Consider the following 24,685-nt stretch of genomic DNA (forward strand, 5'->3'; position numbering starts at 1 on the left):
TCCCTACGGGGCGAGATCGACGATCGCCCCGCATTCGAACGCCAGACCCGGTTCGACGTCCCGCGCCAGCCAGGTCGGGCCGTCCAGATCGACGAAGCGCGCCGCCGGCGCCAGCGGCAAGGCGGCGGATATCGCCCGCGACGTGCACAACATGCAGCCGAGCATGATGGCGAATCCCTGTTCGCGCGCGGCCTGCGCCAGCGCCAGCGCCTCGGTCAAGCCGCCGGTTTTGTCCAGTTTGATGTTGACCATCTGATAGCGTTGCGCCAGCCGCGGCAGATCGGCGCGGGTGTGGCAGCTCTCATCGGCGCAGATCGGCAGCGGATGAATAAAGTGTTCCAATGCGGCGTCGTCACCGGCCGGCAGCGGCTGCTCCAGCATCGCTACGCCGAGATCGGCCAACAGCTGGCAGCGTGCCGCCAGCCCTTCCGCCTGCCAGGATTCATTGGCATCGACAATCAGCGTCGCCTGCGGCACCGCGGCGCGGATCGCCACCAGCCGCTCGCTGATATAGTGATCGTCGAGTTTGATCTTCAGCAGCGTGGCGCCCTGCCGCTCCAGCTCACGCGCGGCGAAGGCCATCGCTTCCGGCGTTCCGATGCTGACGGTCTGCGCCATACGGATCTGCGCCGGCGCCGTCACGCCGCTGCGCTGCCACAGGCTCTGCCCGTGCAGACCACACTCCAAATCCCACAGCGCCGAGTCCAGCGCGTTGCGGGCCGCGCCCGCCGGCATCTGCGTCAGTAGCTGTTCGCGGGTGATGCCTTGCGCGATCGCCGGCGCCATCTCTGCCAGCTGCGTCATCACCGATTCCTCGCTCTCGCCATAGCGCGGATACGGCGTGCATTCGCCGACGCCGCGCACGCCCTGCTGTTCGATTTCGACCACCACCACCCTGGCTTCGGTGCGGCTGCCGCGCGCGATCACGAAGGCGGTGTGCAGCGGCCAGGCTTCCGGGTAAAAACGCATGTCTCTCATAACGGCTCCTGAGCGAAAACTGCGCATCCAGGCAGGCTGATGCGCCGGTGATGTTTTATAGAACAGCCTAATATATACAACTATTTAGCAAACTTTGATATCCAATCCGCCCCGCTTGTCATAAACTGGCGTCAGGGTGTGAACCTGATGTTAACAGCCGTCGCCGGCGCGCCGTTTCATCAGGTTCATACCCTTTGTATAAACACCTGTAAAAGGAATCTAGCAATGACTCAGACAGTACATTTTCAAGGCAATCCGGTCAGCGTAGCGGGCAAACTGCCACAGCAGGGCGAACAGGCCAAGGCCTTCTCGCTGGTTGCCAAAGACCTGTCAGACGTAGCGCTGAGCAGCTTCGCGGGTAAACGCAAAGTCCTGAACATCTTCCCAAGCATCGATACCGGCGTCTGCGCGACGTCGGTGCGTAAATTCAACCAGCTGGCCAGCGGCCTGGATAACACCGTGGTGCTGTGCATCTCCGCCGATCTGCCGTTCGCCCAGTCTCGTTTCTGCGGCGCGGAAGGCCTGAGCAACGTGGTCACGCTGTCCACCCTGCGCGGCGCCGAGTTCAAACAGGCGTACGGCGTTGAAATCGCCGAAGGTCCATTGGCGGGCCTGACCGCGCGTGCGGTCGTGGTGCTGGATGGCCAGGACAACGTGCTGTACAGCGAGCTGGTGAACGAAATCACCACCGAGCCGGATTACGACGCGGTGCTGGCAGCGCTGAAATAATAAAGCCGGCGAACGCCGGCTTTGGATACACGGGAAGGCGCCGCAAGGCGCCTTTTTTATTCTTCGCCCTCAGCGCCGCCTTTGCGGCTGCTCAGGCCATATTCGCGCAGCTTGTTGGCGATGGCGGTATGGGAAACGCCCAACCGCTTCGCCAGCTTGCGGGTGCTGGGATAGGTGCGATACAGGCGCGTCAGCACCGAGCGCTCGAAACGCTTGCTGATGTCGTCCAGTGAACCGTCCAGCACCTCGTCGCCCAGCGACATCTCCACCTCGAACTCCGGCAACACGATATCCTGCGGCCGCAGTTCGTAGCCTTCGGTTTGCGTCAGCGCGCGGTAGATGGCGTTTTTCAGCTGGCGCACGTTGCCCGGCCAGCCGTATTTGCTGAGGAAGCTGCCCAGATCGTTCGCCAGCTTGGGCCGCGCCACGCCCTGCTCATCGGCGAAGCGCGCCACGAACAGCTCGGTCAGCGGCATGATGTCCTGCGGGCGTTCGCGCAGCGGCGGAATGGTGATGGTCAGCACGTTGAGGCGATAATAGAGGTCTTCGCGGAATTCGCCGCGCTGCACCAGCTCGGTCAGGTTCTTCTGGGTGGCGCAGATCACGCGCACGTCGACGTGCACCTCATGCTCTTCGCCGACCCGGCGGAACGTGCCGTCATTGAGAAAACGCAACAGTTTGGTCTGCATGCGCGGCGACATTTCGCCAATCTCATCCAGCAGCACCGAACCGCCGTTGGCCTGCTCGAAGAAGCCCTTTTTGCCTTCCAGCGCGTTGGGATAAGCGCCCGGCGCATGGCCGAACAGCTCGCTCTCCACCACGTCATCCGGCAGCGCGGCGCAGTTCAGCGCCAGGAACGGCTGTTTGCCGCGCGGGCTGCGCAGGTGGCAGGCGCGAGCCAGAATATCCTTGCCGGTGCCGGTATCGCCCACGATCAGCAGCGGCGCATCGAGCATCGCCAGTTTGCGCGCCTGCTCCAGCACGTGACGCATCTTGGCGCTCACCGCGACGATGTGATCGAATTCGGTATCGTCGTTCACCGACAGATTTTGCAGTTGGCGGCCCATGCGCGCGGTGGACTTCAACATCACCACCGCGCCGACCGCAGCCGGCTGTTGTTGTTCGTCCTCCAGATAGATAGGCGTAATGTCCATCAGGAAGTCCTGGCTGCGGATCACCACCCGTTCTGAGTGCGGCGCCGTATGCTCACTCTCCAGCCAGCGGCTGAAGTTATAGCCGCCGATCAACGCCCCGGCGGTCTGGTTGCGGATCTTGTCTTCGTTCAGGCTGAACAACGCCAGCGCCGCCGGATTGGCCAGCTCGACCTTGCCCTTCATGTCGATAGAGAACACCGGCTCCGGCATCGACTCCAGCAGCGCACGCAGCGCGCGATGCTCGCGTTCGGAAGGCATAAAGCTGACGGTGCGCACGTCGGTCACGCCGGCGATGCGGCGGATCTCCGCCATCAGCGCGCGGAAAGTATCGAAGTCCAGCTGGGAGAAATTGAGGTAAATGCGGCCGATGGGATCGATCTCGATGCCACGTAAGTCAATGCTGCGCGATACCAAAAGATCGAGTAATTCTCGAGTGAGACCGAGGCGGTCTTCGCAAAATACTTCCAAACGCATCAGTGTTGGCCTTATCTCTGCAGGTGCGGGGATCGTTAGCGATGATGATACTCCCTCGCACCGGGCGGTAGAAGCGATCTGTCAGCAAAAGTTGACAGAACTCTGATTTATTGCCGTGGTTGCTGATTTTAAACGCAAGCGAATAACAGCATCGGCGTCATTTTAGCCCACAAACAGAGAGTTATCACAAACAGATTTAATTTTGCAGGTATTTATCACGCAAGCACAGGGGGATCGACTATCGTCAAGTCTCGATTACGTCCGGCGTTGGCGCCGGTGAAATAACGGCGCTGCCAGGAGCGCCGTCGCGGGGTTATTTGGCCTTGCCGTCGCTCTTTTTCAGCGTGTCTTTCAATTGGCCGATCAGCTGGCTGCGGAAATCGCCAAGCTTCGGTTTTTCCCCTTCCAGCCACGGCAGCGGGCGACACAGTTCCATCGCCTTGATGCCCAGCCGCGCGGTCAACAACCCGGCGCCGATGCCCTGCGCCGCGCGCGCCGACAGCCGCGCCGCCAGATCCTGCGACATCCAGTCCATGCCCACTTCGCGCACCAGTTCGGAGGCGCCGGCAAAGGCGATGTTGAGCAGCACCAACCGGAACAAACGAATGCGGCTGAAGTAGCCCAGTTCGATGCCATACAACGCGGCGATGCGGTTAATCAAACGGATGTTGCGCCAGGCGATAAACGCCATATCCACCAGCGCCAACGGGCTGACGGCAATCATCAGCGTCGATTCGGCGGCGGAGCGGCTGATTTCGCGCCGCGCTTGGTTGTCGAGCACCGGCTGCACCAGTTTGGCGTACAGCTCCACCACTTCACGGTCATTTTGGGTTTCATGCAGCGAGGCCTGCCAGCGCTGCAGCGCCGGATGCCCCTGATCCAGCCCGGCCTGGCGCGCCAGCTTCTCGCAGAATTCGCGCCCTTGCCCCAGTCCGTGGCTGTGCAACAGCTCGCGCGCCACGTCGCGCTCTTCCGCGCGCTGGCGCAGCCGATACAAACGCCGCCACTCGGTGACCACCGAACCGACGCCGGCGAACACGATCAGGCCTCCGGCCACGCCGCCGCCCATGGCGATCCAGTCCTGCTGCACCCAGGCGGTATGCACCCACTGCACGCCCTGCGCCACCACGCTGACGCCGAACAGCGCCAGCCCGGCGGTGACCATTTTGCGCCACAGGCTGCGTTTCGGCTTCAGCGCAGCGTTGATGATGCCCTCGGCGCGCCCTTCTTCCTCCTCCTGCTGCAGCTCCGGCGCCGCCGGAAAGAAGCTCTCCGCCTGCTCGGCGTCGAAAGCAACGCCGGCACGCAACGTCGGTTCCTGCGGCGGCTGCAACGGCTCGTCAAAATCGATACGCGGTTTGATCGGCTCGCTCATCGCAATTTGTCTCCCAGTAAAAATTCCATCACCGCATCCAGACGGATATGCGGCAACGGGCTGTCCACGCTCATGGCGCGCGGGCGAAACTCATCGAAGTGGAATCCCTGGCTCTGCCAGAACGCCGGCCCCGGCAAACGGGCCGGCACTTCGCCGGGGAACACCGTCAGCGGCGCGCCGTCGCTGAGGCGATTGCCCTTCAGCGCCGGAATACGCTGCCCCTGATGATCGACAATGCCGCTCTCGGTCGCCTGCACCGAGGCCAGGCCGACGCAATCCATGCTGATGCCTTCGAACGCCGCGTTCTGCCACGCCTCTTGCACCAGCTGTTGCAGCAACGACACCAGATTGGCGTGCTGATCGGCGGTGATGTGGTCCGCCTTGGTGGCGGCGAACATCAGTTTGTCGATGGTCGGCGAGAACAAACGGCGAAACAGCGTGCGTTTGCCGTAATGGAAACTCTGCATCAGTTGGGTCAGTGCCAGGCGCATGTCGTTGAACGCTTGCGGGCCACTGTTGAGCGGCTGCAGGCAGTCAACCAGCACGATTTGCCGATCGAAACGGACGAAATGCTCTTTATAGAAGTTTTTGACGATCGACTGGCAGTAGTAGTTGAACCGAGCGCGCAGCATGCCGATATTGGTGTGTTTGTCGGCCTGCGCCAGTTTCGACTCGCCCACCGCGGCAACATCGGGCCACGGGAAAAACTGCAGCGCCGGTGCGCCGGCCATGTCGCCCGGCAGCACGAAACGGCCCGGCTGAATGAAGTGCAGACCTTCGCTTTTGCAGCGCAACAGATAATCGGTGTAGGCCTGGGCGATCGCCGCAAGGCGATTTTCGTCGGCCGGAGCCAGCGGATCGCAGGTTTTACACAGGTCAAGCCAAGGCTTGGCCCATTCGGCGCGTTCCCCCTGCAGCAGCCCGGTCATCTGCCGCGACCAGGCCAGGTAATCCTGCTCGAGCATCGGCAGATCCAGCAACCATTCGCCCGGATAATCGACGATCTCCAGGTACAGCGTCGAGGTGTCTTTGAAATGGCGCAGCAACGAGTCGTTGGAGCGGTAGCGCAGCGCCAGCCGGATTTCGCTGACGCCGCGCGTCGGCGTCGGCCAGGCCGGCGGCGTGCCGTACAGCTGCGCCAGCCCTTCGTCGTAGGTGAAACGCTGGATGCCGAGATCGCGCTGCGGGATGCGCTTGACGCCCAGCAGGCGTTCTTCGCGCACCGGTGAAAACAGCGGCATGCGCGCGCCGCTGTGCACATGCAGCAGTTGATTGACGAAGGCGGTGATAAAGGCGGTTTTGCCGCTGCGGCTCAGGCCGGTCACCGCCAGGCGCAGATGGCGATCCATTCCGCGGTTGACCAGCGAGGTTAACTCATTTTGCAGTCGTTTCATTGCTCTCCTTGACGTAACGCCCGAATGCCTTGTTCAGGCCTTTACGGAACAGCGGTTCCAGCACCAGCGCCAGCACGACGCGCACCGGTTTGCGGCCGACGGTCTTCAGCAACCAGCCGGCGGCGCCCGCCGGGCCATAGTTCAATAACGCTATGATGATGACTTTAGCCAATGTCTTCAACATTGCCGCCGCTCCTCGTTTAAATCCACCCGTTCTGACGGTGTTCGCAACATCGATTTTATTCATGACAATGCCCTCCGGCACAAGAGATTAAGGTTACATTCAACGGGATAACGGCGGCGAAGATACCCGGCCTGCGCAGGCCGGGTATCGCAAGAAGGGTTACAGCTTGCGGAAGCGGCTCTGAACGCCGAAGGTGTCGGACGTCACGTAACGCTCGACCTGACGCAGCTGCTGTTCGCCGCTGCCCAGCTCATATTCCAGCTGATCGAGCAGCTGGCGCGGCGTCTTCTGATGCTCGCCCTCGAAACGGCTGGCCGGCGCTTCGTCCAACACGAACACCAGCGCGATATAGGCCACCAGCGTGAAGAAAAACAGCCCAAAGAACAGCGACAGCACCACCATCACGCGGATCAGGCGCACCGGCACGTCGAAATAGTGAGCCAGACCGGCGCAGACGCCTTTTACCATGCCTTCTTCGGGTACGCGATAAAGCTTTTTACTGCCCAGCGTCATGCTCATCAGGACTGTCTCCAGTTCGGGTGTTCCGCATCGAGGATCTCTTCCAGCGCCTGAATGCGTTCACGCATGCGTTTGGCGTCTTCCGCCAGCTGCGCCAGGCGCTGCATTTCTTGCTGACTCAGCTGGATGCCGGTCTGTTGCCGATTGCTGTAATGCAGCCAAAGCCAAATCGGCGCGACAAACAGCACGAAAATTGTCAGCGGAATGGCAAGTAATAAAGCACTCATTGTTATTCCTTCTTATCGGATCCTGAATAGGCGGCCACCTCCGGCGTGTGGCCGCGGTTCGCCTTACTCGGAGCGGTTCATCTTGGCTTTCAGCGCCGCCAGCTGCTCACTGATGGCGTCGTCGGCTTTCAGCTCGGCAAACTCCTGGTCCAGCGACTTCTTTTTACCGATGCTGATGCTTTCCGCTTCGGCTTCCATATGGTCGATGCGACGTTCGAACTGTTCGAAACGCGCCATCGCCTCATCCAGCTTGCCGCTGTCGAGCTGACGGCGCACCTCGCGCGAGGAAGATGCGGCCTGATGGCGCAGCGCCAGCGCCTGCTGCCGCGCGCGGGTTTCGGTCAGCTTGTTTTCCAGCTCACCGATTTCGCTCTTCATACGCGCCAACGTTTCTTCTACGGTCGCCACTTCTTGCGTCAGCGTGGCGATCAGGTCGGCAACCTTTTGTTTTTCGATCAGCGCCGCGCGGGCCAAGTCTTCTTTATCTTTGCGCAGCGCCAGCTCGGCTTTTTCCTGCCAGTCGCTTACCTGGCTTTCACCCTGCTCGATGCGACGCAGCAACTGCTTTTTCTCCGCCAGCGCGCGCGCCGACGTAGAACGGACTTCAACCAGCGTGTCTTCCATCTCTTGGATCATCAACCGCACCAGCTTCTGCGGATCTTCCGCCTTGTCCAGCAGGGTGTTGATGTTGGCGTTCACGATGTCGGCAAAACGAGAAAAAATACCCATAATTCACTTCCTCTTGGTTCTGATGGCGTCTGAAGCGCCGCGTTAAGTCGTACAGCTTGCCCAAAGAGATAATCAAAACCCGTGCCAACTTTTATCTAATTGAAAAACAACAACTCTTTATTTTTGACTCTCTGCGCGCTTGCTGTAGAGTGATTATTTTCACCAAACATTGGCGAATTTCATCATGAACGAACAGCCAGAGAATTTGTTGGGCGAAGCAAACGCCTTTGTCGAAGTATTGGAGCAAGTCTCCCAGGTGGCAAAGCTGAACAAACCGGTGCTGGTGATCGGCGAGCGCGGCACCGGTAAAGAGCTGATCGCCCATCGTCTGCACTACCTCTCCAACCGTTGGCAAGGGCCGTTCATCTCGCTCAACTGTGCGGCGCTGAATGAAAACCTGCTGGATTCCGAGCTGTTCGGCCACGAGGCCGGTGCCTTTACCGGTGCGCAGAAACGTCATCTGGGCCGCTTCGAGCGCGCCGACGGCGGCACGCTGTTCCTCGATGAGCTGGCGACCGCGCCAATGCTGGTGCAGGAGAAATTGCTGCGGGTGATCGAATACGGCCAGCTGGAACGCGTGGGCGGCAGCCAGCCGCTGCGGGTAGATGTGCGCCTGGTGTGCGCCACCAACGACGATCTGCCGGCGCTGGCGGCGGCGGGCAAGTTCCGCGCCGATCTGCTGGATCGGCTGGCGTTCGACGTGGTGCAGCTGCCGCCGCTGCGCCAACGCCGGCCCGATATCATGTTGCTGGCCGAGCACTTCGCCATTCAAATGTGCCGTGAGCTGGCGCTGCCGCTGTTTCCCGGCTTTACCGAACGCGCCAGGCAGACGTTGCTCAACTACGGCTGGCCGGGCAACGTGCGCGAACTGAAAAACGTGGTGGAACGTTCGGTCTATCGTCACGGCGACAGCGACAACCCGCTGGATGAGATCGTCATCAACCCGTTTGCGCCACGCGAGGCCTCACCGCTTACGCCTGCCCCTGAAGGCGCCAGCGCGTTGCCGGCGCTGCCGCTCGAGCTGAAAAACTGGCAGTTGGAGCAAGAGAAGGCGCTGATCGAAGCAGCGCTGCAGCAAGGGCGATTCAACCAGCGCAAGGCGGCGCAGCTGCTGGGGCTCACCTACCATCAGCTACGCGGTATGCTGAAAAAGCATGCGCTGCTGCAAAACGGCGAGCAAGACGAGGATTAGCAACGCGGGGATTGGGTGCCGGTCTTTCCCGGCCGTCAGCTATTAGCCCCAGGTTGAGAGATGTGGCCTGAGAACGGCCGCCTGGAGAGGCCGGCCTTTCTCGACGGTCACGTCTATCTGCGGATAGCCCGCCGATGAATCACCTTCTTGTAAGATCACAGCGGTATTTTTCCTGCCCGATAAATGACGCCGAGCGACAACGCGACGCAGACCAGAAAGGCATAGCGCAAACCGACAGTTTCGGATAAGAACCCGATTAACGGCGGCCCGATCAGCGTCCCCAGAAAACCGATGGTCAGCACTGCCGCGATGGCGGCGCTTGGCGCCATGGAAGAAGACCTTGCGGCCGCCCCCGCAACCAGCGGAATAATGGCGCAAATGCCAAGCCCAACCAGGAAAAAACCGATTATCGACGTCACCAAACCCGGTAACCAGGTCGTTAGCGTCATGCCGGTGAATGCCAGCATCCCGCCCCATTGCAACGTTCTTCTCACTCCGATCCGATCCACGAACCGGTTCAGCATGAGCCGGCCGATCGTCATGGCCGCCATAAATACCGTAAAACCCAGGCCGATGTATTTTCGATCGACCGAGACGACGTCCTGAAAATAAACGACGCTCCAGTCATACATAATGCCCTCACAAGCCATCGAGCAGAAAACGATCAGGCCATAGTTGAACAGCGAGCGGTCCGGGATGGCGAAAGCGCGCCCGGTCTGTTCCAGTTCCGGTTTGTCGAACAATGCCCGCCGACACAGCAAGGCGGACATCAGAGCCACCGCCGCTATGCCCGCAAAGTGCAGCGGCAAGGCGACATCCCGACCGATCATTAACGCCCCGATCCCTGCGCCGACGAACCCCGCCACGCCCCATATACCGTGAAAGAACGGCAGCCTCGTTTTACCGCTGACCGCCTCGGCGATACTGGCCTGCATGTTGTTCGAGACATTGACCGCGCTGTAAGCGAACCCGCATAAAAACAGCAGCACCGCCAGTTGCAGGACCGTCGCGGCGAAGGGCACCAGAAGCAAAAGCGTGGCGTTGAACAGAATAGCCGCGACGCCGACCACCCTGCTGCCGAGTTTGGCGATCGCCCATCCCGATATCGGCAGCGACACGACCACGCCGGCCGACATGGCGAACAGGACGGTGCCGAATACGCCGTCAGACAACGCAAGCCCTCCCTTGATCGTCGCCATCCTTGAACTCAAACTGCCGAAACACAGCCCCAGCATGAAAAACATGCTGGATATCGCCAGATTTTTTTCTTTCATCATCGACATCATGGGCTCCCCCTTATCCGATTAGCGGCCTGGTCAGGCGAAGGCATCAATGCCGGTCAGCGATGCCGAAAGCGCCCACAGACGCTGCGCCTGTTCCGGGTCGATCGCGTATTCCTTCACGCCGACCAGCGCCTGACTGTCGTGGGCGGCGATGCCGGCAATATCGCCATCCTCGCAGTAGAGGCCCCCTAATCCCTGCAACTGCGGTGAGGTGGCGGCCCAGACCTGCGTAGCAGCCCCCTGCTGAGGCGTTTTAAGGGCATCGGGATCGGCCGGATTGCCCTCTTCGTCCATCCAGCCCAGGGCTATCATCTCTGCTCTCGATATGTGCCGCTGCAGCGGCGTGGCGATGCTACCCGGATGCAGGCTAAATGCGCGGATCCCCCGCGAGCGGCCCAGAAGATCCAACCAGACGGCGAACAGGGCATTCGCCGTCTTCGACTGACCATACGCCAGCCACTTGTCGTAACCGCGTTCGAACTGCACATCTTCCCAGCGGATCGCCGAATGGTGATGCCCGGCGGAGGAGACGGTGACCACCCGCCCGCCATCGGCAATGGTCGGCCACAGCAAATTAGTCAGCGCATAGTGGCCGAGATGGTTGGTGGCGAACTGCCTTTCCCAACCGTTCCCCACCCGCGCCTCCGGGCATGCCATCACCCCGGCGTTATTGATGACGATATCCGCCCGTAGGCTCGATGCGGTAAAGTCTGCAGCGAAACGACGCACGCTGTTCAAATCGGCGAGATCGAGTTCGGCGATCTCGACGCCGGCGCTCAGCCCTAACACCGCTTTGGCTGCCGCCGGTGCCCGGCAAGCGACGATAACCCGTGCGCCGGCGTCGGCCAGCGCCAGCGTCGTCTCCAGACCGAGGCCTGAATGGCCACCGGTGACGATGGCCAGCGTGCCTGACAGATCCTGGCTCGCGAGCACCTCGCCGGCGGTCGTTTTGGGCCCGAATCCTGACTTGATGGGGGTTTGTTGGGTAATCACAGGCATTCTCCTCACGGTTAACAGTGGCCGGCCAAACGCAGCCGGCGCGTCGATGAGAAGGAGTATGAAATTCCGTCACGGGACTGTGAATGCATGAAACCCCGAACTTCTGTCGAGATCGTCCAGGTTACGCGGCGAAAAAGAAAAAAGTGGAGCATGGCGGCTCGCCAGGCGAGGTTTCCGGTCTGAAACAGGCAAAAAAAAAGCCAGCACCCGAGCTGGCTTAAAAAACACTGGAAGCAATGTGAGCAATGTCGTGCCTTCCACATCAGAGCCGCAAACTGTGGCCTTCCGTGAACTGCCAGGCGATGATAATAGTTATCAGTATCGTCTGTAAAGCACTTTGTTGAGAATTTTTCTCATTACCACACGAAGATTGCGCAATTACCACTCAGGGAACGGGTCTGCCATCTCCAGCCAATAGTCCACGCCGGCGGCCATTTCGTCGTCGCTCAGCAGGCAGTCGTCCAGCAGACGCACGATCGCCGCCTGTTGCAAGTGCTGGCCGATAAACACCAGCTCCTGGCGCATGTCGCCGAACGGCTCCACCCATTTCTCCTGAATATGCGCCCGCGTTTGCGGATCTTGCGGCCAATTGTCTTGCGGGATCGCGCGCCAAAAGGTGCCCGCCAGGCCGTAATGGGCGATGCCGCCGGCCTGGCTCCACTGCCCGGCCTGCCGCGGCCGCGTCGCCAGCCAGAAGAAGCCTTTCGAACGCAGCAGCTTGCCGCCGCCCCAGTCGCCGTTGATCACGCGGTAGAACTTGTCCGGCGCAAACGGCCGCCGCGCCTGATAGACAAAGCTGCTGATGCCGTAGCTTTCCGTCTCCGGCACGTGTTCGCCGCGCAGCTCTTTCAGCCAGCCGGGCGCCTGCTGCGCCTTTTCAAAACTGAAGCTGCCGGTATTCAGCACCGCCTCCAGCGGCAGTTTGCCCGGCGCGATCGGCACAATGCGGGCGTCGGGATTCAGGCTGGCCAGCAGCGCCATCACTTCACCCTGCTGCGTTGGCGTCAACAGATCGGTCTTGCTGACCAGGATCACGTCGCAAAATTCAATTTGCTCAATCAACAGGTCCGCCACGCTGCGCAGATCGTCCTCGCCCAGGCTTTGGCCGGCCTCCTGCAGGCTTTGCGCCTGCTGGTATTGCCGGATGAAATTCACCCCGTCGACCACCGTCACCAGGGTATCCAGCCGGGCGAACTGCGACAGGCTTTCCCCTTGTTCATCCTCAAAGGTAAAGGTTTCCGCCACCGGCAGCGGTTCGGAGATGCCGCTCGATTCGATCAACAGATAATCGAAGCGCCCGTCCTGCGCCAGCTCGCGCACCGACACCAGCAGGTCTTCGCGCAGCGTGCAGCAGATGCAGCCGTTGCTCATCTCCACCAGCTTCTCCTGCTGGCGATCGAGGCGCACTTCATTCTCCACCAGCGCAGCGTCGATATTCACCTCGCTCATGTCGTTGACGATCACCGCCACGCGCATGCCCTGCCGGTTGTTCAGGATGTGGTTCAGCACCGTAGTCTTGCCGGCGCCGAGAAAGCCGGAAAGCACGGTCACGGGAAGTTGTTTCATGGGGACCTCATTAAAATTCATTGCGTAATGCCTGGTAACCGCGCACCAGCTCGACGTTGGTGGCGGCCACTTCTTCCGAAAACTGCAGCGCGCCGCGATCGACCTGGCGATAGCGCGACAGGTCGCTGTCCGGCCCCACGCGCTCGGTCGAGGGGATATAGCGGTTTTCCGGCAGCGTTACGCCGTCCACGACCGCGTTGTAGCGCACCACGCAGCCGGACTGAACGTGGCAGTTGAACAGCACGCTGTTGAAGCCGATAAACACCCGATCGTCGATGCGGCACGGGCCGTGCACAATGGCGCGGTGGGCGATCGAGCTGTAACGGCCAATAGTCACCGCCGCCCCGCTCTTGGAATGGATCACCACGCCGTCCTGAATATTGGAGTGCGAGCCGATGACGATCGGCTCCATGTCGCCGACGGCGTTCAACTCGTCGGCGCGAATTACCGCATAAGGGCCGACGTAAACGAAGTCTTCGACGATCACCCGGCCGCAAATAATGGCAGTGGGATCGATGTAGGCCAGCGGCGAGACCTGCGGCAGATGGCCGCTGGGATTTTTACGCAGCATGGTGTTCTCCCCGCCAGCTCAGCTCCGCCACCGCATTGTGGGCATGCAGGCTCTCCTGATGCTCGACGCGCAGCGAAAAAGCGCGGTAGTCGCACTGGCTGCGCAGCATGCGATACAGACGGCGCGCCGCGTCCTCGCAAAACATCAGGTTCTGACCGTTGGCCAATGCGAAGGCCTGTTCGTCGCGGCGTTTCACCAGCGTTTGCACCGGCGTGCCCAGCGCGTGTTCGATGCGGTCAATCAGTTTCACCGGCTCAAACGCCCGTTCATTCTCGGGCGTCACGGTGATCCAGGCCCAGCTGCGCTGGCTGTGGGGGGTGGCCGGCATCCCTTGCTCCAGAAGCCATTCGCTCACCTGCCGTTGGCTGACCCGCTCCGCCGCCTGTTCAAAATCAAACTGGAACTGTTGCTGCGCCAACTGACGGCTGAGCGCCGCCGAACTCGGGCAGGTGGAGGAATAAGGCACGCCGACGGTCAGCGCCAGCGTCAGCGTATCCGTCAGAGTGGCCTCGATGCGCAGCGGATAGGCTTTCCAGCCGCGCTGCGGCGACAGCAGCGCCGGGCGTGACAGCAACAGCTCGCCGCCGATCGACAAGCTGGCGCGATCGCTGTGTTCCGGCTGCGAAGCCAAAAAGGCCTGCAGCGTTCGGCCGATGCGCTGCGGCGTCAGCTCGCCCTGCGTCAACTCGTCCAGCGCCAGATACAGCCGCGACATGTGAATGCCGCGCTCGCCCGCCGCTTCGGCGCGCAGGTTGATACCGGCGTCGACCTTCGCCATCAATGGCTTGCCGGCCAGCTCCAGCGGCAGCGCGATCCCTTGCATCCCGACCCAATCGAGCCCGACATCACTCATTTCGCCGCGCCATGCCTGAGCATCCGGCAGCGAACGGCGTGGTGGAAGTGCAACTTCGTTCATACATCCCCTTGCGTTATTGTGACTTTGCCGGGGAACGGTAACATGATTTTGTTATATTATAACATAACATGGAAAACTTTTTTCTTGCCGCTGAACGGGCTGATCAATCAAGTCGCAGAAAACTCAGCGATTTTGCTCAATGGATTGGGCTGCTGGTCAGAGTGCGATACACTAACGCTATTGCTGATTAACCCATGAGCCTCTATGCGTGGTTTACCCTTTTGGATACTGTCGTTGTGCCTGACGGGCTCTGCCCTGGCCGCGACAACACCGCCCGCGCCCAGCGCGGCGCCGCTGCCGGACATTCGCCAGAGCGGCTTTGTTTATTGCGTCAGCGGCATACTGAATACCTTCAACCCGCAAATGGCCAGCAGTGGCCTGACGGTGGATACCCTGGCCGCCCAGCTGTACGATCGCCTGCTGGACGTCGACCCCTACACCTATCGCCTGATCCCCGAGCTGGCGCAGAGCTGGGAGGTGCTGGACAACGGCGCCACCTACCGCTTCCATCTGCGCAAGGACGTGCCGTTTCAGACCACCGCCTGGTTCACGCCCACCCGCAAGATGAACGCCGACGACGTGGTATTCAGCTTCGCCCGCGTATTCGATCAGAAACACCCGTATCACGACGTGAACGGCGGCGAATACCCCTATTTCGACAGCCTGCAGTTCGGCGATTCGGTGCAGAGCGTGAGAAAGCTCGACGACTATACGGTGGAGATTCGCCTGCAGTCGCCGGACGCCTCGTTCCTGTGGCATCTGGCGACCCACTACGCGCCGGTGCTGTCCGCCGAGTACGCCGATCTGCTGACGCGTGAGGGCCATCAGGAGCTGATCGACCGCGAGCCGGTCGGCAGCGGCCCGTTCCTGCTCAACGAATACCGCTCGGGGCAATATATTCGCCTGGCGCGCAACGCCGCCTACTGGAAAGGGCTGCCGCGCATGCCGCAGGTGGTGATCGATCTGGGCGCCGGCGGCACCGGCCGCCTCTCCAAGCTGCTGACCGGCGAATGCGACGTGCTGGCTTATCCGGCGGCCAGCCAGCTGTCTATCCTGCGCGACGATCCGCGCCTGCGCCTGACGCTGCGTCCGGGGATGAACATCGCCTATCTGGCGTTCAACACCCGCAAACCGCCGCTCGACAACCTCAATGTGCGCCAGGCGATCTCGCTGGCGATCAACAACCAGCGGTTGATGCAGTCTATCTATTACGGCACGGCGGAAACCGCCGCCTCGATCTTGCCGCGCGCCTCCTGGGCCTATGACAACGACGCGCACGTCACCGAGTACGATCCGGCCAAATCTCGCGAGATGCTGCGGCAGGCCGGCGTCGGCCAGCTAAACCTGAAGCTGTGGGTGCCGACCGCCTCGCAGTCTTACAACCCGAGCCCGCTGAAAACCGCCGAGCTGATCCAGGCCGACCTCGGCCAGGTGGGCATCAACGTCACCATCGTGCCGGTGGAGGGCCGCTTCCAGGAAGCGCGCCTGATGGAAATGAACCACGATCTGACCCTGACCGGCTGGGCCACCGACAGCAACGATCCGGACAGCTTCTTCCGGCCGCTGCTGAGCTGCGCGGCAATCCGTTCGCAAACCAACTATGCTCACTGGTGTGACCCGAGCTTCGACGAAGTGCTGCAGAACGCGCTGCTGTCGCAGCAGCTGTCTCAGCGCATCGACAACTACCGCAAGGCGCAGAAAATCCTCGAGCAGCAATTGCCGGTGCTGCCGCTGGCGTCTTCCCTGCGCCTGCAGGCCTATCGTTACGACATCAAGGGATTGGTGCTGAGCCCGTTCGGCAACGCCTCGTTCGCCGGGGTGTACCGTGAATCCGCGCCGGAGGTGAAAAAGTGATTATCTTTACCCTGCGCCGCATTCTGCTGCTGCTGATCACGCTGTTCTTCCTGACGCTGGTCAGCTTCAGTCTGAGCTATTTCACGCCGCGCGCGCCGCTGAACGGCGCCGCCCTGCTGGACGCCTATCAATTCTACTTCGTCAGCCTGCTGCACTGGGACTTCGGCGTCTCCAGCATCAACGGCCAGGCGATCAGCGAACAGCTGCGCGAAGTGTTCCCGGCCACCATGGAACTGTGCCTGCTGGCCTTCGCCCTGGCGCTGTTTATCGGCATTCCGCTGGGCATCATCGCCGGCGTGCTGCGCGGCAAGTGGCAGGACACCGCCATCAGCACCTTCGCGCTGCTGGGCTTTTCGATGCCGGTGTTCTGGCTGGCGCTGCTGCTGATGCTGTTCTTCTCGCTGCATCTCGGCTGGCTGCCGGTTTCCGGCCGCTTCGATCTGCTGTATCAGGTGAAGCCCATCACCGGTTTCGCGCTGATCGACGCCTGGCTGTCGGACTCGCCGTATCGCGCCGAGATGATCGGCAGCGCCCTGCGCCACATGATCCTGCCGATCGCCGCGCTGGCGGTGGCACCCACCACCGAAGTGGTGCGGCTGATGCGCATCAGCACCGACGACGTGCTGAGCCAAAACTACATCAAGGCCGCCGCCACCCGCGGCCTGTCGCGCTTCACCATCATTCGTCGCCACGTGTTGCACAACGCGCTGCCGCCGATCGTGCCCAAACTGGGGCTGCAGTTCTCCACCATGCTCACGCTGGCGATGATCACCGAAGTGGTGTTCAGCTGGCCGGGCCTCGGCCGGTGGCTGATCAACGCCATTCGCCAACAGGACTATGCGGCGATCTCCGCCGGCGTGATGGTGGTCGGCACGCTGGTGATCACCATTAACGTTCTGGCCGACATTCTGGGTGCGGCAACCAACCCGCTGAAACATAAGGAATGGTATGCCCTTCGATAACGTATACCGCGAGAAAAAGATGCCGAGCCCGCTGCGCTACACCTGGCGGATTTTCTACGGCGACGCGCTGGCGATGATCGGTTTTTACGGCGTGATCGCCCTGTTGCTGTTGTCGCTGTTCGGTAGCCTGCTGGCGCCCTACGCGCTGGATCAGCAGTTCCTCGGCTATCAACTGCTGCCGCCGTCCTGGTCGCGCTACGGCAACGTGTCGTTCTTCCTCGGCACCGACGATCTCGGGCGCGACATCCTCAGCCGCCTGTTGACCGGCACCGCCGCCACCTTCGGTTCCGCGCTGGCGGTGACGCTGGCCGCGGCGTTCTGCGGCGTGATCCTCGGCGTGTTCGCCGGCGTCACCCACGGGCTACGCTCGGCGGTGCTCAACCACATCCTCGATACTCTGCTGTCGATTCCGTCGCTGCTGCTGGCGATCGTGGTGGTGGCGTTTATCGGCCCCAAACTTGAACACGCCATGCTGGCGGTGTGGCTCGCCTTGTTGCCGCGCATGGTGCGCACCATCTACAGCGCGGTGCACGACGAACTGGAGAAAGAGTACGTGGTGGCGGCCCGGCTTGACGGCGCTTCCACGCTGCAGATCCTGTGGTACGCGGTCATGCCGAACATCGCGGCGGTGCTGGTGACCGAGTTCACCCGCGCGCTGTCGATGGCCATTTTGGACATCGCCGCGCTCGGCTTCCTCGATCTCGGCGCGCAATTGCCTTCGCCGGAATGGGGAGCGATGCTCGGCGATTCGCTCGAGCTGGTGTACGTCGCGCCCTGGACGGTGATGCTGCCCGGCGCGGCCATTCTCGTCAGCGTGCTGCTGGTTAACCTGTTAGGCGACGGTATGCGCCGCGCAATCAATGCCGGGGTGGAATAATGCCGTTACTCGATATCCGCAATTTGACGATTGAATTTATGACCGCCGAAGGGCCGGTCAAGGCGGTCGATCGCGTCAGCATGACGCTGACCGAGGGCGAAGTGCGCGGGCTGGTGGGCGAATCGGGCTCCGGCAAGAGCCTGATCGCCAAGGCCATCTGCGGCGTAACCAAAGACAACTGGCGCGTTACCGCCGATCGCTTTCGTTTCGACGACATCGATCTGCTGCAGCTGAGCCCGCGCGAGCGGCGCAAGCTGGTGGGCCACAACGTATCAATGATCTTCCAGGAGCCGCAGTCCTGTCTCGATCCTTCCGAGAGCATCGGCCGCCAGCTTGCGCAGGCCATCCCAGGCTGGACCTATAAGGGCCACTGGTGGCAGCGCTTCAACTGGCGCAAACGCCGCGCCATCGAATTGCTGCACCGCGTCGGCATCAAGGATCATGACGACATCATGGGCAGCTTCCCGTACGAGCTGACGGAAGGCGAGTGCCAGAAAGTGATGATCGCCATCGCGCTGGCCAACCAACCGCGCCTGCTGATCGCCGATGAGCCGACCAACGCCATGGAACCGACTACGCAGGCGCAGATTTTCCGTCTGTTGGCGCGCCTCAACCAGAACAACAACACCACCATTCTGCTGATCAGCCACGACCTGCAGATGATGAGCAAGTGGGCCGATCGAGTGAACGTGCTGTACTGCGGGCAAACGGTGGAGAGCGCCCAGTGCGAAGAGTTGCTGGCGGCGCCGCACCACCCTTACACCCAGGCGCTGATCCGCGCCATGCCGGACTTCGGCCGCTCGCTGCCGCACAAAAGCCGGTTGAATACGCTGCCGGGCGCCATTCCTTCGCTGGAACACCTGCCGATCGGCTGTCGCCTGGGGCCGCGCTGTCCTTACGCGCAGAAGAAGTGCATCGAAACGCCGCGCCTGCGCCCGGTCAAAAACCACTTCTTCGCCTGCCACTTCCCGCTGAACATGGAGGAGCAATAACATGGAAACGCTGTTGGAAGTGCGCAACCTGAGCAAAACCTACCGCTACCGCACCGGGCTGTTCCGCCGCCAGCACGTCGAGGCGGTGAAATCAGTCAGCTTTACCCTGCGCGAAGGCCAGACGCTGGCGGTGATCGGCGAGAACGGCTCCGGCAAATCCACGCTGGCGAAGATGCTCTCCGGCATGGTGGAACCCACCGCCGGCGAGCTGCTGATCGACGATCATCCGCTGGCGTTCGGCGATTATCGTTACCGCAGCCAGCGTATTCGCATGATTTTTCAGGATCCGAGCACCTCGCTCAACCCGCGCCAGCGCATCGGCCAGCTGCTGGATGCGCCGCTGCGGCTGAACACCGATCTTGAGCCCGCCGAGCGCGAGCAGCGCATCAACCAAACGCTGCGCCAGGTCGGCATGCTGCCGGATCACGCCTACTACTATCCGCACATGCTGGCTTCCGGGCAAAAACAGCGCGTCGCGCTGGCCCGCGCACTGATCCTGCAACCGAAGGTGATCGTCGCCGATGAGGCGCTGGCGTCGCTGGACATGTCGATGCGCTCGCAAATCATCAACCTGATGCTGGAACTGCAGGAAAAACACGGCATTTCCTATATTTATGTCACCCAGCACCTCGGCATGATGAAACATATCAGCGACCAGGTGCTGGTGATGCACGAAGGGGAAATCGTCGAGCGCGGCAGCACCGCGGAGGTGTTGGCGGCGCCGCTGCACGAATTGACCAAGCGTCTTATCGCCAGCCACTTCGGCGAAGCGTTGACCGCCGATGCCTGGCGGCGCGACGGCGGCCGCTTCTGAGTCACGCCTTCACCTCAAACCCGCTGCGGCGGGTTTTTTATCGCCTTGCGCGCCTGCCGCTTAGCAAGAAAGCGCACATGCAAATTACATTCTTGTTATATATCCTTATATTTTATTCCTTTCAGTTATTGATTAGTCCGTAACATTATTTTATCTCGCCAGGGCGATCGGTGAGGATATCCCCTACATTGCACTTCTCATACGACAGGATATCGCACTGATGAACAGCATTCGCCATCGCCGCCTTACGCAGTTTCTGCTCACGCTGGCAGCCGGTTTTTCTGTTTACGGCCACGCCCTCTGCTGTGATGAGCTGCGCTAAAACCGCCTTTCGCCCCGCCTGCGGGCATGTTGCCTCTTTGTCCAGCCGACGCTGCCGCGCGCAGCGGCGGTTGTTGATCATGATTAAGGATTGACCCTATGGAACGACTCCGTCGACAACATAATGCCCAGTGGTATCACGAAACCCAAAGCAGCGTGCGGGGCGATGCGCCGCTGGAACCCCAGGCGGCCACCCTTCGCGATCGCTTTCTGCTGGGGCTGGGCGCCTTCGCCGATGAAGCCTTAAACAATGCGCTCAGCGCTCGCGCCGGGGTGTTCAGCGCCTCGTTGGCCGGTTACCACGCGCTGTTTCCCGACCAGGTGCCGTTGTCACGATACGTGACATTGTCACCCTACGATCGCCTCAGCACCGCGTTGACCGTCGCTCAAGTGACGGGCGTGCAATCGCTTTGTAGCCACTACGCCGCCCGCCTCGCCCCGCTGCACAGCCCGGACGCCTCCCGGGAAAGCAATATCCGCCTTGCTCAGATCACCCAATATGCCCGCCAGCTTGCCAGCCAGCCCACGCTGATTTGCCGCAAGGCGCTGCAACAACTCGCCGACGTCGGGCTGAGCCCGGCGGATATTGTCACCTTTTCGCAGGTGATCGGTTTTGTCAGCTATCAGGCGCGCGTGGTCGCCGGCGTCGCGGCGTTGGCCGGCCGCCCGGCGGTGGTGGTGCCCGGCTTTCCTAACGTCGAAGACGCCGATGGCATCGCTTTCAGCGCCGACGAACTGAATTGGTCTGCCCGCCTGCCGCCGATCGATGCGGAAACCGCCGCCGCCGAACAGCTTGATGTGTTGGATCAAAGTCACCCGCAGGCGCGCGCCGAATCTTATTATTTGCTGTTGGCCCACGACGCCGCCACCCTGCGCGAGCGCAACGGGGTGTTCAACGGCATCAATGCCGAAGGATATGGGTTATCGAGTCGCCTCAAGGCGCTGGCGACGCTGGCGGTCTCGCGCATCAATGGCAGCCGTTACTGCGCGGCCACCGTCGCGCAAGAATTGCAGGATGAAGGATTGGTTCAGGCGCTGTTCGCCGGGCTGCCTCAGGGGCTGGCGTATACCGAAGATTCGGTAAAACTCGCAGTGATGCGCACCGCCGCCGAGCTGACTCGCGCACCTGAGAAGTTCACCCCGCAGAGCGTGCAGCCGCTGTTCAACAGCGGCCTGGATCAGGCGCAGGCGCTGGAGGTGATCCTCACCGTCGCGCTCTACGCCTGGGAAAACCGCCTGCGCCAAACGCTGGGCGATGCGGAACCGGCACAGACTGCCCTGTAATCTATCAATGAGTTGGCGGCCCATTTTGCCGCTAACTCATCGCCCGTCCTTTTTAGAGATAAATATCAATAATCATTTAAATTTCAAATTTAAAACCAAATAATTTAATTAAATTAGTGTTAAACTCCATTTTTCTCTATTTTATTCTCCCGTCGCACTTCGAGAAAATTATCACTACAAACAGGATAATAGGCAGTTCGTGCTCGCCTCTCATTCTGTAACTGCATTTATCTCAGAATCATCAAAACAAGGTTTTAACCCTGCTAATTAATAGAGGCACCCATTAATTTCTCTACATTTTCACCGGTGGCTGCCTTGTTATTTAGTCTCTATGATTAAGCCGATAGCGCCGTTGTCACTCCTCATTTTAAATATCCATTCAATAAACGGCTGCCATCAACCCCATTATTTTCACTTTCTATCACAGCAAAAAAATATTGTGAGGCTAACTTATGTCTGAACAAGAACTTAAATCCAGCAACAATATCGTTAACGTTATTGTCGTCATCGATACCGATGCGCTGATAGAAGCATTCGAGAATAAAAACCCCAGTCAGGATGCCGGCAGCCCGACGGGCATCGGCCACCAATATGCCTATATGGTCGTCACTTCCGAACAGGTGATCGGCGGCTCCGGCACGGCGGACCTGAATTTTAAAGCCAATGTTGGCGACGTCATCCGTTGGACCGGCACTTCCGAATCGGCAAATTTCGATGCCGGCGTCCTGATCTATGGGCTGCCGCAGTTTGGCAGCGGCACCCAGGTTTTCTCCAACCCGACATTCAAAATGTACACGCGCAGCTCGATGATGCCTGCGCAAAATACCGTATTCCCCGTCACCTTCACCAACCAAACCTATTGGTTCATACAGGCTGACATCACCAATACCGGAACGGAAAACTATTGCATTCAATTTGGCCTTTATTATCGACCAAACGGCGGAGACCAAAAACTATTAGGTTACTTCTATTGGGATCCGACTATTACCGTCGGCAATTAACACGTATTTCAGCAACCATTAGAAGAGAAATGATTATGGCCCCTAGGGGCCATAATCATTGCCGGGCACGGGATAAACTTAAATTTTTCTATCCATTTTGCCGCCGCAACCACTCGCTGGCGGCATCGAAAAACTTCTGCGCCAACGGCGTGGCGCGCTCCGACATATCGACCACCACCGCCGCATGACGCGGCATGGCGGCGATGGCCACCGGACGCCGCTGCAATGCCGGCATCAGCGGCGATTGCAGTTGGCCGCGCGGGAACAACCCGCAGCCCAACCCGACGAAAATCCCCTCCAGCAGTTGGAAGATCGAGGTAGTTTCCAGCCGCGGGTGTAGCGTCAATCCAGCGTCACGGAAATGCTGATCGAGATAGCGGCGGAAATAACGCGTCGGCTCGGCCAGACACAGCGGCAAGGCGGCCACCGCCTCCAGCGGCAACGGCGCATCCCCCACCAGCTTAGGGAAATGCTGCGGATGAAACACCAGCTCGACGCCGGTTTCCACCAGCGGCTGCGATTGGAAATGCAGTTCTTTCAGGGTCGACAGCTCGAAAAAGCCGATGCCGATATCTACGGTGTGCGCCGTCAGCGCCTCCAGCAGCTGATCGGCGCTCAGTACCGCCAACCGATAATCAAGATGGGGATAACGTTCGCTGACCGCCTTGAGCATTTCCGCCACCGAGATGCTGCACTGCGGCACCACGCCGAGGCGCAACGTGCCGTGCAAGCCGTGCTTGAGCGACTCCACCTCCAGTTTCAGCCCTTGGTAGACCGAGACGATCTCGCGCGCCCACGCCAACACCCGTTCGCCCTCGGCGGTAAAGCCGCCGAAATGGTTGCCGCGGTTAATCAGCGAAACGCCCAGTTCTTTTTCCAGATTTTTCAATCGCATGGACAGCGTCGGCTGGCTGACGAAGCTGGCTTCCGCCGCCCGGCCGAAGTGGCGCTCCCGTTCTAAATTACACAGATAAATCAGTTGTTTAATATCCATAGCGCGGCTCAATGATCGGCATTCGCACCAGTATACCACCGGGCGCCGTCGCCCGCCCGGTGAGTCAGAGTTTGAGCTTCACGTAATCCGCCAAGCGGGAGAACACCCCGCCCTGCGGCACCGCCCGCAGCGCCACCAGTGGCAGGGTTTTCACCACCTGACCATTGTCGCTGATGCGGATCTCGCCGACGATTTGTCCTTTGTTGATCGGCGCTTCCAGCCGCGCAACGTTGAGCACGTACTGCGCCTTCAGCTTGTCCGCCTCGTTTTTCGGCAGGCTGAGCGACTGGTCCTGCGCGCTGCCGACCGGCAAGCGGTGGCTTTCACCATACCAGATCGGCTCTTCCCCCAGGCTCTGGCCGGCGCTGAACAGGTGTACCGTGCTAAAGTCGCGCAGCCCCCAGCTCAGCAGCTTGCGCGCCTGTTCCTCGCGGCCTTTTGAACTTTTGCCGCCCATCACCACGGCGATCAGACGGCGATCTCCTTCGGTGGCGGAAGCGATGATGTTGAAGCCGGCCGAGGCGGTGTGTCCGGTTTTCAGTCCGTCGACGTGCAGGGTCTTATCCCACAGCAGGCCGTTGCGGTTCTGCTGCGTGATGCCGTTCCAGGTCAGCGATTTCTCGCTGTACATATGGTATTCCGCCGGCTCGCTCATGATGATGGCGCGCGCAATCACCGCCAGATCGCCGGCGGTGGTGAACTGCCCCGGCGCATCCAGCCCGTGTACCGTTTCGAAATGGGTGTTCTGCAGGCCCAGCTGCGCGCTCTTCTCGTTCATCAGCTTGACGAAGTTGGCCTGGCTGCCCGCCACATAGTCCGCCATCGCCACGCAGGCGTCGTTGCCGGAATCGATGATGATGCCGCGGCTGAGATCGCGTACCGTGACCCTGTCACCAGGCTTCAGGAACATCAGCGAGGAGCCTTTGAACACCGGGTTGCCCTGCGCCCAGGCGTCTTTCCCCACTGTGACGACATCGTCGAGGCTAATCTTATGCTCATCGAGCGCATGATCGACCACCAACCCGGTCATCAGTTTGGTCAGGCTGGCCGGATTGCGCCGCTCGTCGGCATTGCCGGCCGCCAGCACCTGGCCGGTGGTGTGATCCATCAATACGTAAGAGGCGGCGTCTATCGCCGGTGGGGTCATGGTGGGAAAATGGGACGCCGTTTCCGCCGCCTGCGCCGCTAAAGGCAGTAAGATACCGCCGATCACCACTGATACTGAACGCTTCACGCTGTGTTCCTCAGGCCCGCAGGCTAAATAAAATGCCAATATAATCCGCGAGATAGACTGCA

26 protein-coding genes are annotated in these 24,685 nt (G+C 60.7%); 10 read left to right on the forward strand and 16 right to left on the reverse strand.

Going from position 1 to position 24,685, the window contains the following annotated elements; all coding sequences use genetic code 11:
* Window positions 1–3 precede the first annotated feature (3 nt).
* Window positions 4–978, reverse strand: a complete 975-nt coding sequence (gene ycjG, locus CPH57_RS09410) for an L-Ala-D/L-Glu epimerase (RefSeq protein ID WP_046687132.1) — start codon at window positions 976–978, stop codon at window positions 4–6.
* Between the two features lie 225 nt (window positions 979–1,203).
* Here ycjG and tpx point away from each other — a divergent pair, with 225 nt between their 5' ends.
* Complete coding sequence (tpx, locus tag CPH57_RS09415) at window positions 1,204–1,707, forward strand: thiol peroxidase (RefSeq protein ID WP_096242297.1); 504 nt, start codon at window positions 1,204–1,206, stop codon at window positions 1,705–1,707.
* Window positions 1,708–1,763: 56 nt separating this feature from the next.
* Here tpx and tyrR read toward each other — a convergent pair whose 3' ends face one another.
* From tyrR to pspA, 7 genes are all read right to left on the reverse strand, one after another.
* The gene (tyrR, locus tag CPH57_RS09420) at window positions 1,764–3,335 is read right to left on the reverse strand and encodes a transcriptional regulator TyrR (RefSeq protein ID WP_033643230.1); all 1,572 of its coding nucleotides are present in this window, start codon (window positions 3,333–3,335) and stop codon (window positions 1,764–1,766) included.
* A gap of 313 nt (window positions 3,336–3,648) precedes the next feature.
* Complete coding sequence (locus CPH57_RS09425; protein WP_033650280.1) at window positions 3,649–4,710, reverse strand: YcjF family protein; 1,062 nt, start codon at window positions 4,708–4,710, stop codon at window positions 3,649–3,651.
* The gene (locus CPH57_RS09430) at window positions 4,707–6,104 is read right to left on the reverse strand and encodes a YcjX family protein (protein ID WP_096242298.1); all 1,398 of its coding nucleotides are present in this window, start codon (window positions 6,102–6,104) and stop codon (window positions 4,707–4,709) included. The genes CPH57_RS09425 and CPH57_RS09430 overlap by 4 nt, the downstream gene beginning before the upstream one ends.
* Window positions 6,085–6,351 carry a phage shock protein PspD gene (gene pspD / locus CPH57_RS09435; protein ID WP_071845135.1) on the reverse strand — a complete coding sequence of 89 codons (267 nt, stop codon included), beginning with the start codon at window positions 6,349–6,351 and terminating at the stop codon, window positions 6,085–6,087. Before pspD ends, CPH57_RS09430 begins: the two co-directional genes overlap by 20 nt.
* A gap of 96 nt (window positions 6,352–6,447) precedes the next feature.
* Window positions 6,448–6,807, reverse strand: a complete 360-nt coding sequence (gene pspC, locus CPH57_RS09440; RefSeq protein ID WP_033643233.1) for an envelope stress response membrane protein PspC — start codon at window positions 6,805–6,807, stop codon at window positions 6,448–6,450.
* Window positions 6,807–7,034, reverse strand: a complete 228-nt coding sequence (pspB, locus tag CPH57_RS09445; protein WP_004930553.1) for an envelope stress response membrane protein PspB — start codon at window positions 7,032–7,034, stop codon at window positions 6,807–6,809. Before pspB ends, pspC begins: the two co-directional genes overlap by 1 nt.
* Window positions 7,035–7,097: 63 nt before the next feature.
* Window positions 7,098–7,763 carry a phage shock protein PspA gene (pspA, locus tag CPH57_RS09450; protein WP_004930555.1) on the reverse strand — a complete coding sequence of 222 codons (666 nt, stop codon included), beginning with the start codon at window positions 7,761–7,763 and terminating at the stop codon, window positions 7,098–7,100.
* 184 nt (window positions 7,764–7,947) lie between these two features.
* Here pspA and pspF point away from each other — a divergent pair, with 184 nt between their 5' ends.
* On the forward strand, window positions 7,948–8,955 hold the full coding sequence (gene pspF, locus CPH57_RS09455; RefSeq protein WP_096242299.1) for a phage shock protein operon transcriptional activator: 1,008 nt from the start codon (window positions 7,948–7,950) through the stop codon (window positions 8,953–8,955).
* Between the two features lie 155 nt (window positions 8,956–9,110).
* Here pspF and CPH57_RS09460 read toward each other — a convergent pair whose 3' ends face one another.
* Together CPH57_RS09460 and CPH57_RS09465 are read right to left on the reverse strand one after the other, a co-directional pair.
* Window positions 9,111–10,241 carry an MFS transporter gene (locus tag CPH57_RS09460; protein WP_060660659.1) on the reverse strand — a complete coding sequence of 377 codons (1,131 nt, stop codon included), beginning with the start codon at window positions 10,239–10,241 and terminating at the stop codon, window positions 9,111–9,113.
* A 30-nt stretch (window positions 10,242–10,271) separates the two neighbouring features.
* Complete coding sequence (locus tag CPH57_RS09465; RefSeq protein WP_230079595.1) at window positions 10,272–11,171, reverse strand: oxidoreductase; 900 nt, start codon at window positions 11,169–11,171, stop codon at window positions 10,272–10,274.
* A gap of 149 nt (window positions 11,172–11,320) precedes the next feature.
* Between CPH57_RS09465 and CPH57_RS24570 the strand changes: the two genes are divergently transcribed.
* Entirely contained in the window at window positions 11,321–11,458 is a 138-nt protein-coding gene (locus tag CPH57_RS24570) for a hypothetical protein (protein ID WP_154582449.1), read from the forward strand.
* A 157-nt stretch (window positions 11,459–11,615) separates the two neighbouring features.
* On the opposite strand, the gene zigA is transcribed toward CPH57_RS24570, so the two are convergent.
* The 3 genes from zigA to folE2 are packed head-to-tail and all read right to left on the reverse strand — an operon-like array spanning window position 11,616 to window position 14,290.
* Window positions 11,616–12,803, reverse strand: a complete 1,188-nt coding sequence (zigA, locus tag CPH57_RS09470; protein WP_033650275.1) for a zinc metallochaperone GTPase ZigA — start codon at window positions 12,801–12,803, stop codon at window positions 11,616–11,618.
* A 10-nt stretch (window positions 12,804–12,813) separates the two neighbouring features.
* Window positions 12,814–13,374: a carbonate dehydratase gene (locus CPH57_RS09475; RefSeq protein ID WP_033643236.1), complete on the reverse strand. Its 561-nt coding sequence runs from the start codon at window positions 13,372–13,374 to the stop codon at window positions 12,814–12,816.
* Window positions 13,364–14,290 (reverse strand): GTP cyclohydrolase FolE2, encoded by a 927-nt coding sequence (gene folE2, locus CPH57_RS09480; RefSeq protein WP_060660656.1) that lies wholly within the window; start codon window positions 14,288–14,290, stop codon window positions 13,364–13,366. Before folE2 ends, CPH57_RS09475 begins: the two co-directional genes overlap by 11 nt.
* Window positions 14,291–14,494: 204 nt before the next feature.
* On the opposite strand from folE2, the gene sapA reads away from it, so the two are divergent.
* The 5 genes from sapA to sapF are packed head-to-tail and all read left to right on the forward strand — an operon-like array spanning window position 14,495 to window position 19,789.
* Window positions 14,495–16,144: an ABC transporter substrate-binding protein SapA gene (gene sapA / locus CPH57_RS09485; RefSeq protein ID WP_033643238.1), complete on the forward strand. Its 1,650-nt coding sequence runs from the start codon at window positions 14,495–14,497 to the stop codon at window positions 16,142–16,144.
* Window positions 16,141–17,106, forward strand: a complete 966-nt coding sequence (gene sapB, locus CPH57_RS09490) for a putrescine export ABC transporter permease SapB (RefSeq protein ID WP_004930575.1) — start codon at window positions 16,141–16,143, stop codon at window positions 17,104–17,106. The genes sapA and sapB overlap by 4 nt, the downstream gene beginning before the upstream one ends.
* Window positions 17,093–17,983: a putrescine export ABC transporter permease SapC gene (gene sapC / locus CPH57_RS09495; protein ID WP_004930580.1), complete on the forward strand. Its 891-nt coding sequence runs from the start codon at window positions 17,093–17,095 to the stop codon at window positions 17,981–17,983. The genes sapB and sapC overlap by 14 nt, the downstream gene beginning before the upstream one ends.
* A complete protein-coding gene (sapD, locus tag CPH57_RS09500) occupies window positions 17,983–18,975 on the forward strand; it encodes a putrescine export ABC transporter ATP-binding protein SapD (protein WP_016927551.1) in 993 nt (330 codons plus the stop codon). Before sapC ends, sapD begins: the two co-directional genes overlap by 1 nt.
* A gap of 1 nt (window position 18,976) precedes the next feature.
* A complete protein-coding gene (sapF, locus tag CPH57_RS09505; protein ID WP_016927550.1) occupies window positions 18,977–19,789 on the forward strand; it encodes a putrescine export ABC transporter ATP-binding protein SapF in 813 nt (270 codons plus the stop codon).
* Between the two features lie 145 nt (window positions 19,790–19,934).
* Here sapF and CPH57_RS09510 read toward each other — a convergent pair whose 3' ends face one another.
* On the reverse strand, window positions 19,935–20,192 hold the full coding sequence (locus tag CPH57_RS09510) for a hypothetical protein (protein WP_046898217.1): 258 nt from the start codon (window positions 20,190–20,192) through the stop codon (window positions 19,935–19,937).
* Between the two features lie 17 nt (window positions 20,193–20,209).
* Here CPH57_RS09510 and CPH57_RS09515 point away from each other — a divergent pair, with 17 nt between their 5' ends.
* Window positions 20,210–21,394, forward strand: coding sequence for a peroxidase-related enzyme (locus CPH57_RS09515; protein WP_047575019.1), 1,185 nt, complete (start codon window positions 20,210–20,212; stop codon window positions 21,392–21,394).
* A 452-nt stretch (window positions 21,395–21,846) separates the two neighbouring features.
* Window positions 21,847–22,395 (forward strand): inclusion body family protein, encoded by a 549-nt coding sequence (locus CPH57_RS09520; protein ID WP_033643240.1) that lies wholly within the window; start codon window positions 21,847–21,849, stop codon window positions 22,393–22,395.
* Window positions 22,396–22,483: 88 nt separating this feature from the next.
* On the opposite strand, the gene CPH57_RS09525 is transcribed toward CPH57_RS09520, so the two are convergent.
* A complete protein-coding gene (locus CPH57_RS09525) occupies window positions 22,484–23,389 on the reverse strand; it encodes a LysR family transcriptional regulator (RefSeq protein ID WP_033643241.1) in 906 nt (301 codons plus the stop codon).
* A gap of 64 nt (window positions 23,390–23,453) precedes the next feature.
* A complete protein-coding gene (gene dacD, locus CPH57_RS09530; protein WP_096242300.1) occupies window positions 23,454–24,623 on the reverse strand; it encodes a serine-type D-Ala-D-Ala carboxypeptidase DacD in 1,170 nt (389 codons plus the stop codon).
* Window positions 24,624–24,685 lie beyond the last annotated feature (62 nt).

This window comes from Serratia sp. JKS000199 (assembly GCF_900215455.1).
In the GTDB taxonomy this organism is placed as follows: domain Bacteria; phylum Pseudomonadota; class Gammaproteobacteria; order Enterobacterales; family Enterobacteriaceae; genus Serratia; species Serratia ureilytica.

Bases quoted from the DNA above. Each gene is read 5' to 3' on its own strand.
- tyrR (WP_033643230.1), bottom strand. From the start codon at position 3,335: ATGCGTTTGGAAGTATTTTGCGAAGACCGCCTCGGTCTCACTCGAGAA.
- sapC (WP_004930580.1), top strand. From the start codon at position 17,093: ATGCCCTTCGATAACGTATACCGCGAGAAAAAGATGCCGAGCCCGCTG.
- tpx (WP_096242297.1), top strand. From the start codon at position 1,204: ATGACTCAGACAGTACATTTTCAAGGCAATCCGGTCAGCGTAGCGGGC.
- sapA (WP_033643238.1), top strand. From the start codon at position 14,495: ATGCGTGGTTTACCCTTTTGGATACTGTCGTTGTGCCTGACGGGCTCT.
- CPH57_RS09510 (WP_046898217.1), bottom strand. From the start codon at position 20,192: ATGATCAACAACCGCCGCTGCGCGCGGCAGCGTCGGCTGGACAAAGAG.
- CPH57_RS09430 (WP_096242298.1), bottom strand. From the start codon at position 6,104: ATGAAACGACTGCAAAATGAGTTAACCTCGCTGGTCAACCGCGGAATG.
- CPH57_RS09525 (WP_033643241.1), bottom strand. From the start codon at position 23,389: ATGGATATTAAACAACTGATTTATCTGTGTAATTTAGAACGGGAGCGC.
- sapF (WP_016927550.1), top strand. From the start codon at position 18,977: ATGGAAACGCTGTTGGAAGTGCGCAACCTGAGCAAAACCTACCGCTAC.
- CPH57_RS09460 (WP_060660659.1), bottom strand. From the start codon at position 10,241: ATGATGTCGATGATGAAAGAAAAAAATCTGGCGATATCCAGCATGTTT.
- pspF (WP_096242299.1), top strand. From the start codon at position 7,948: ATGAACGAACAGCCAGAGAATTTGTTGGGCGAAGCAAACGCCTTTGTC.
- pspD (WP_071845135.1), bottom strand. From the start codon at position 6,351: ATGAATAAAATCGATGTTGCGAACACCGTCAGAACGGGTGGATTTAAA.
- pspB (WP_004930553.1), bottom strand. From the start codon at position 7,034: ATGAGTGCTTTATTACTTGCCATTCCGCTGACAATTTTCGTGCTGTTT.
- sapD (WP_016927551.1), top strand. From the start codon at position 17,983: ATGCCGTTACTCGATATCCGCAATTTGACGATTGAATTTATGACCGCC.
- folE2 (WP_060660656.1), bottom strand. From the start codon at position 14,290: ATGAACGAAGTTGCACTTCCACCACGCCGTTCGCTGCCGGATGCTCAG.
- CPH57_RS24570 (WP_154582449.1), top strand. From the start codon at position 11,321: ATGCATGAAACCCCGAACTTCTGTCGAGATCGTCCAGGTTACGCGGCG.
- pspA (WP_004930555.1), bottom strand. From the start codon at position 7,763: ATGGGTATTTTTTCTCGTTTTGCCGACATCGTGAACGCCAACATCAAC.
- CPH57_RS09425 (WP_033650280.1), bottom strand. From the start codon at position 4,710: ATGAGCGAGCCGATCAAACCGCGTATCGATTTTGACGAGCCGTTGCAG.
- CPH57_RS09520 (WP_033643240.1), top strand. From the start codon at position 21,847: ATGTCTGAACAAGAACTTAAATCCAGCAACAATATCGTTAACGTTATT.
- ycjG (WP_046687132.1), bottom strand. From the start codon at position 978: ATGAGAGACATGCGTTTTTACCCGGAAGCCTGGCCGCTGCACACCGCC.
- CPH57_RS09515 (WP_047575019.1), top strand. From the start codon at position 20,210: ATGGAACGACTCCGTCGACAACATAATGCCCAGTGGTATCACGAAACC.
- pspC (WP_033643233.1), bottom strand. From the start codon at position 6,807: ATGAGCATGACGCTGGGCAGTAAAAAGCTTTATCGCGTACCCGAAGAA.
- zigA (WP_033650275.1), bottom strand. From the start codon at position 12,803: ATGAAACAACTTCCCGTGACCGTGCTTTCCGGCTTTCTCGGCGCCGGC.
- CPH57_RS09475 (WP_033643236.1), bottom strand. From the start codon at position 13,374: ATGCTGCGTAAAAATCCCAGCGGCCATCTGCCGCAGGTCTCGCCGCTG.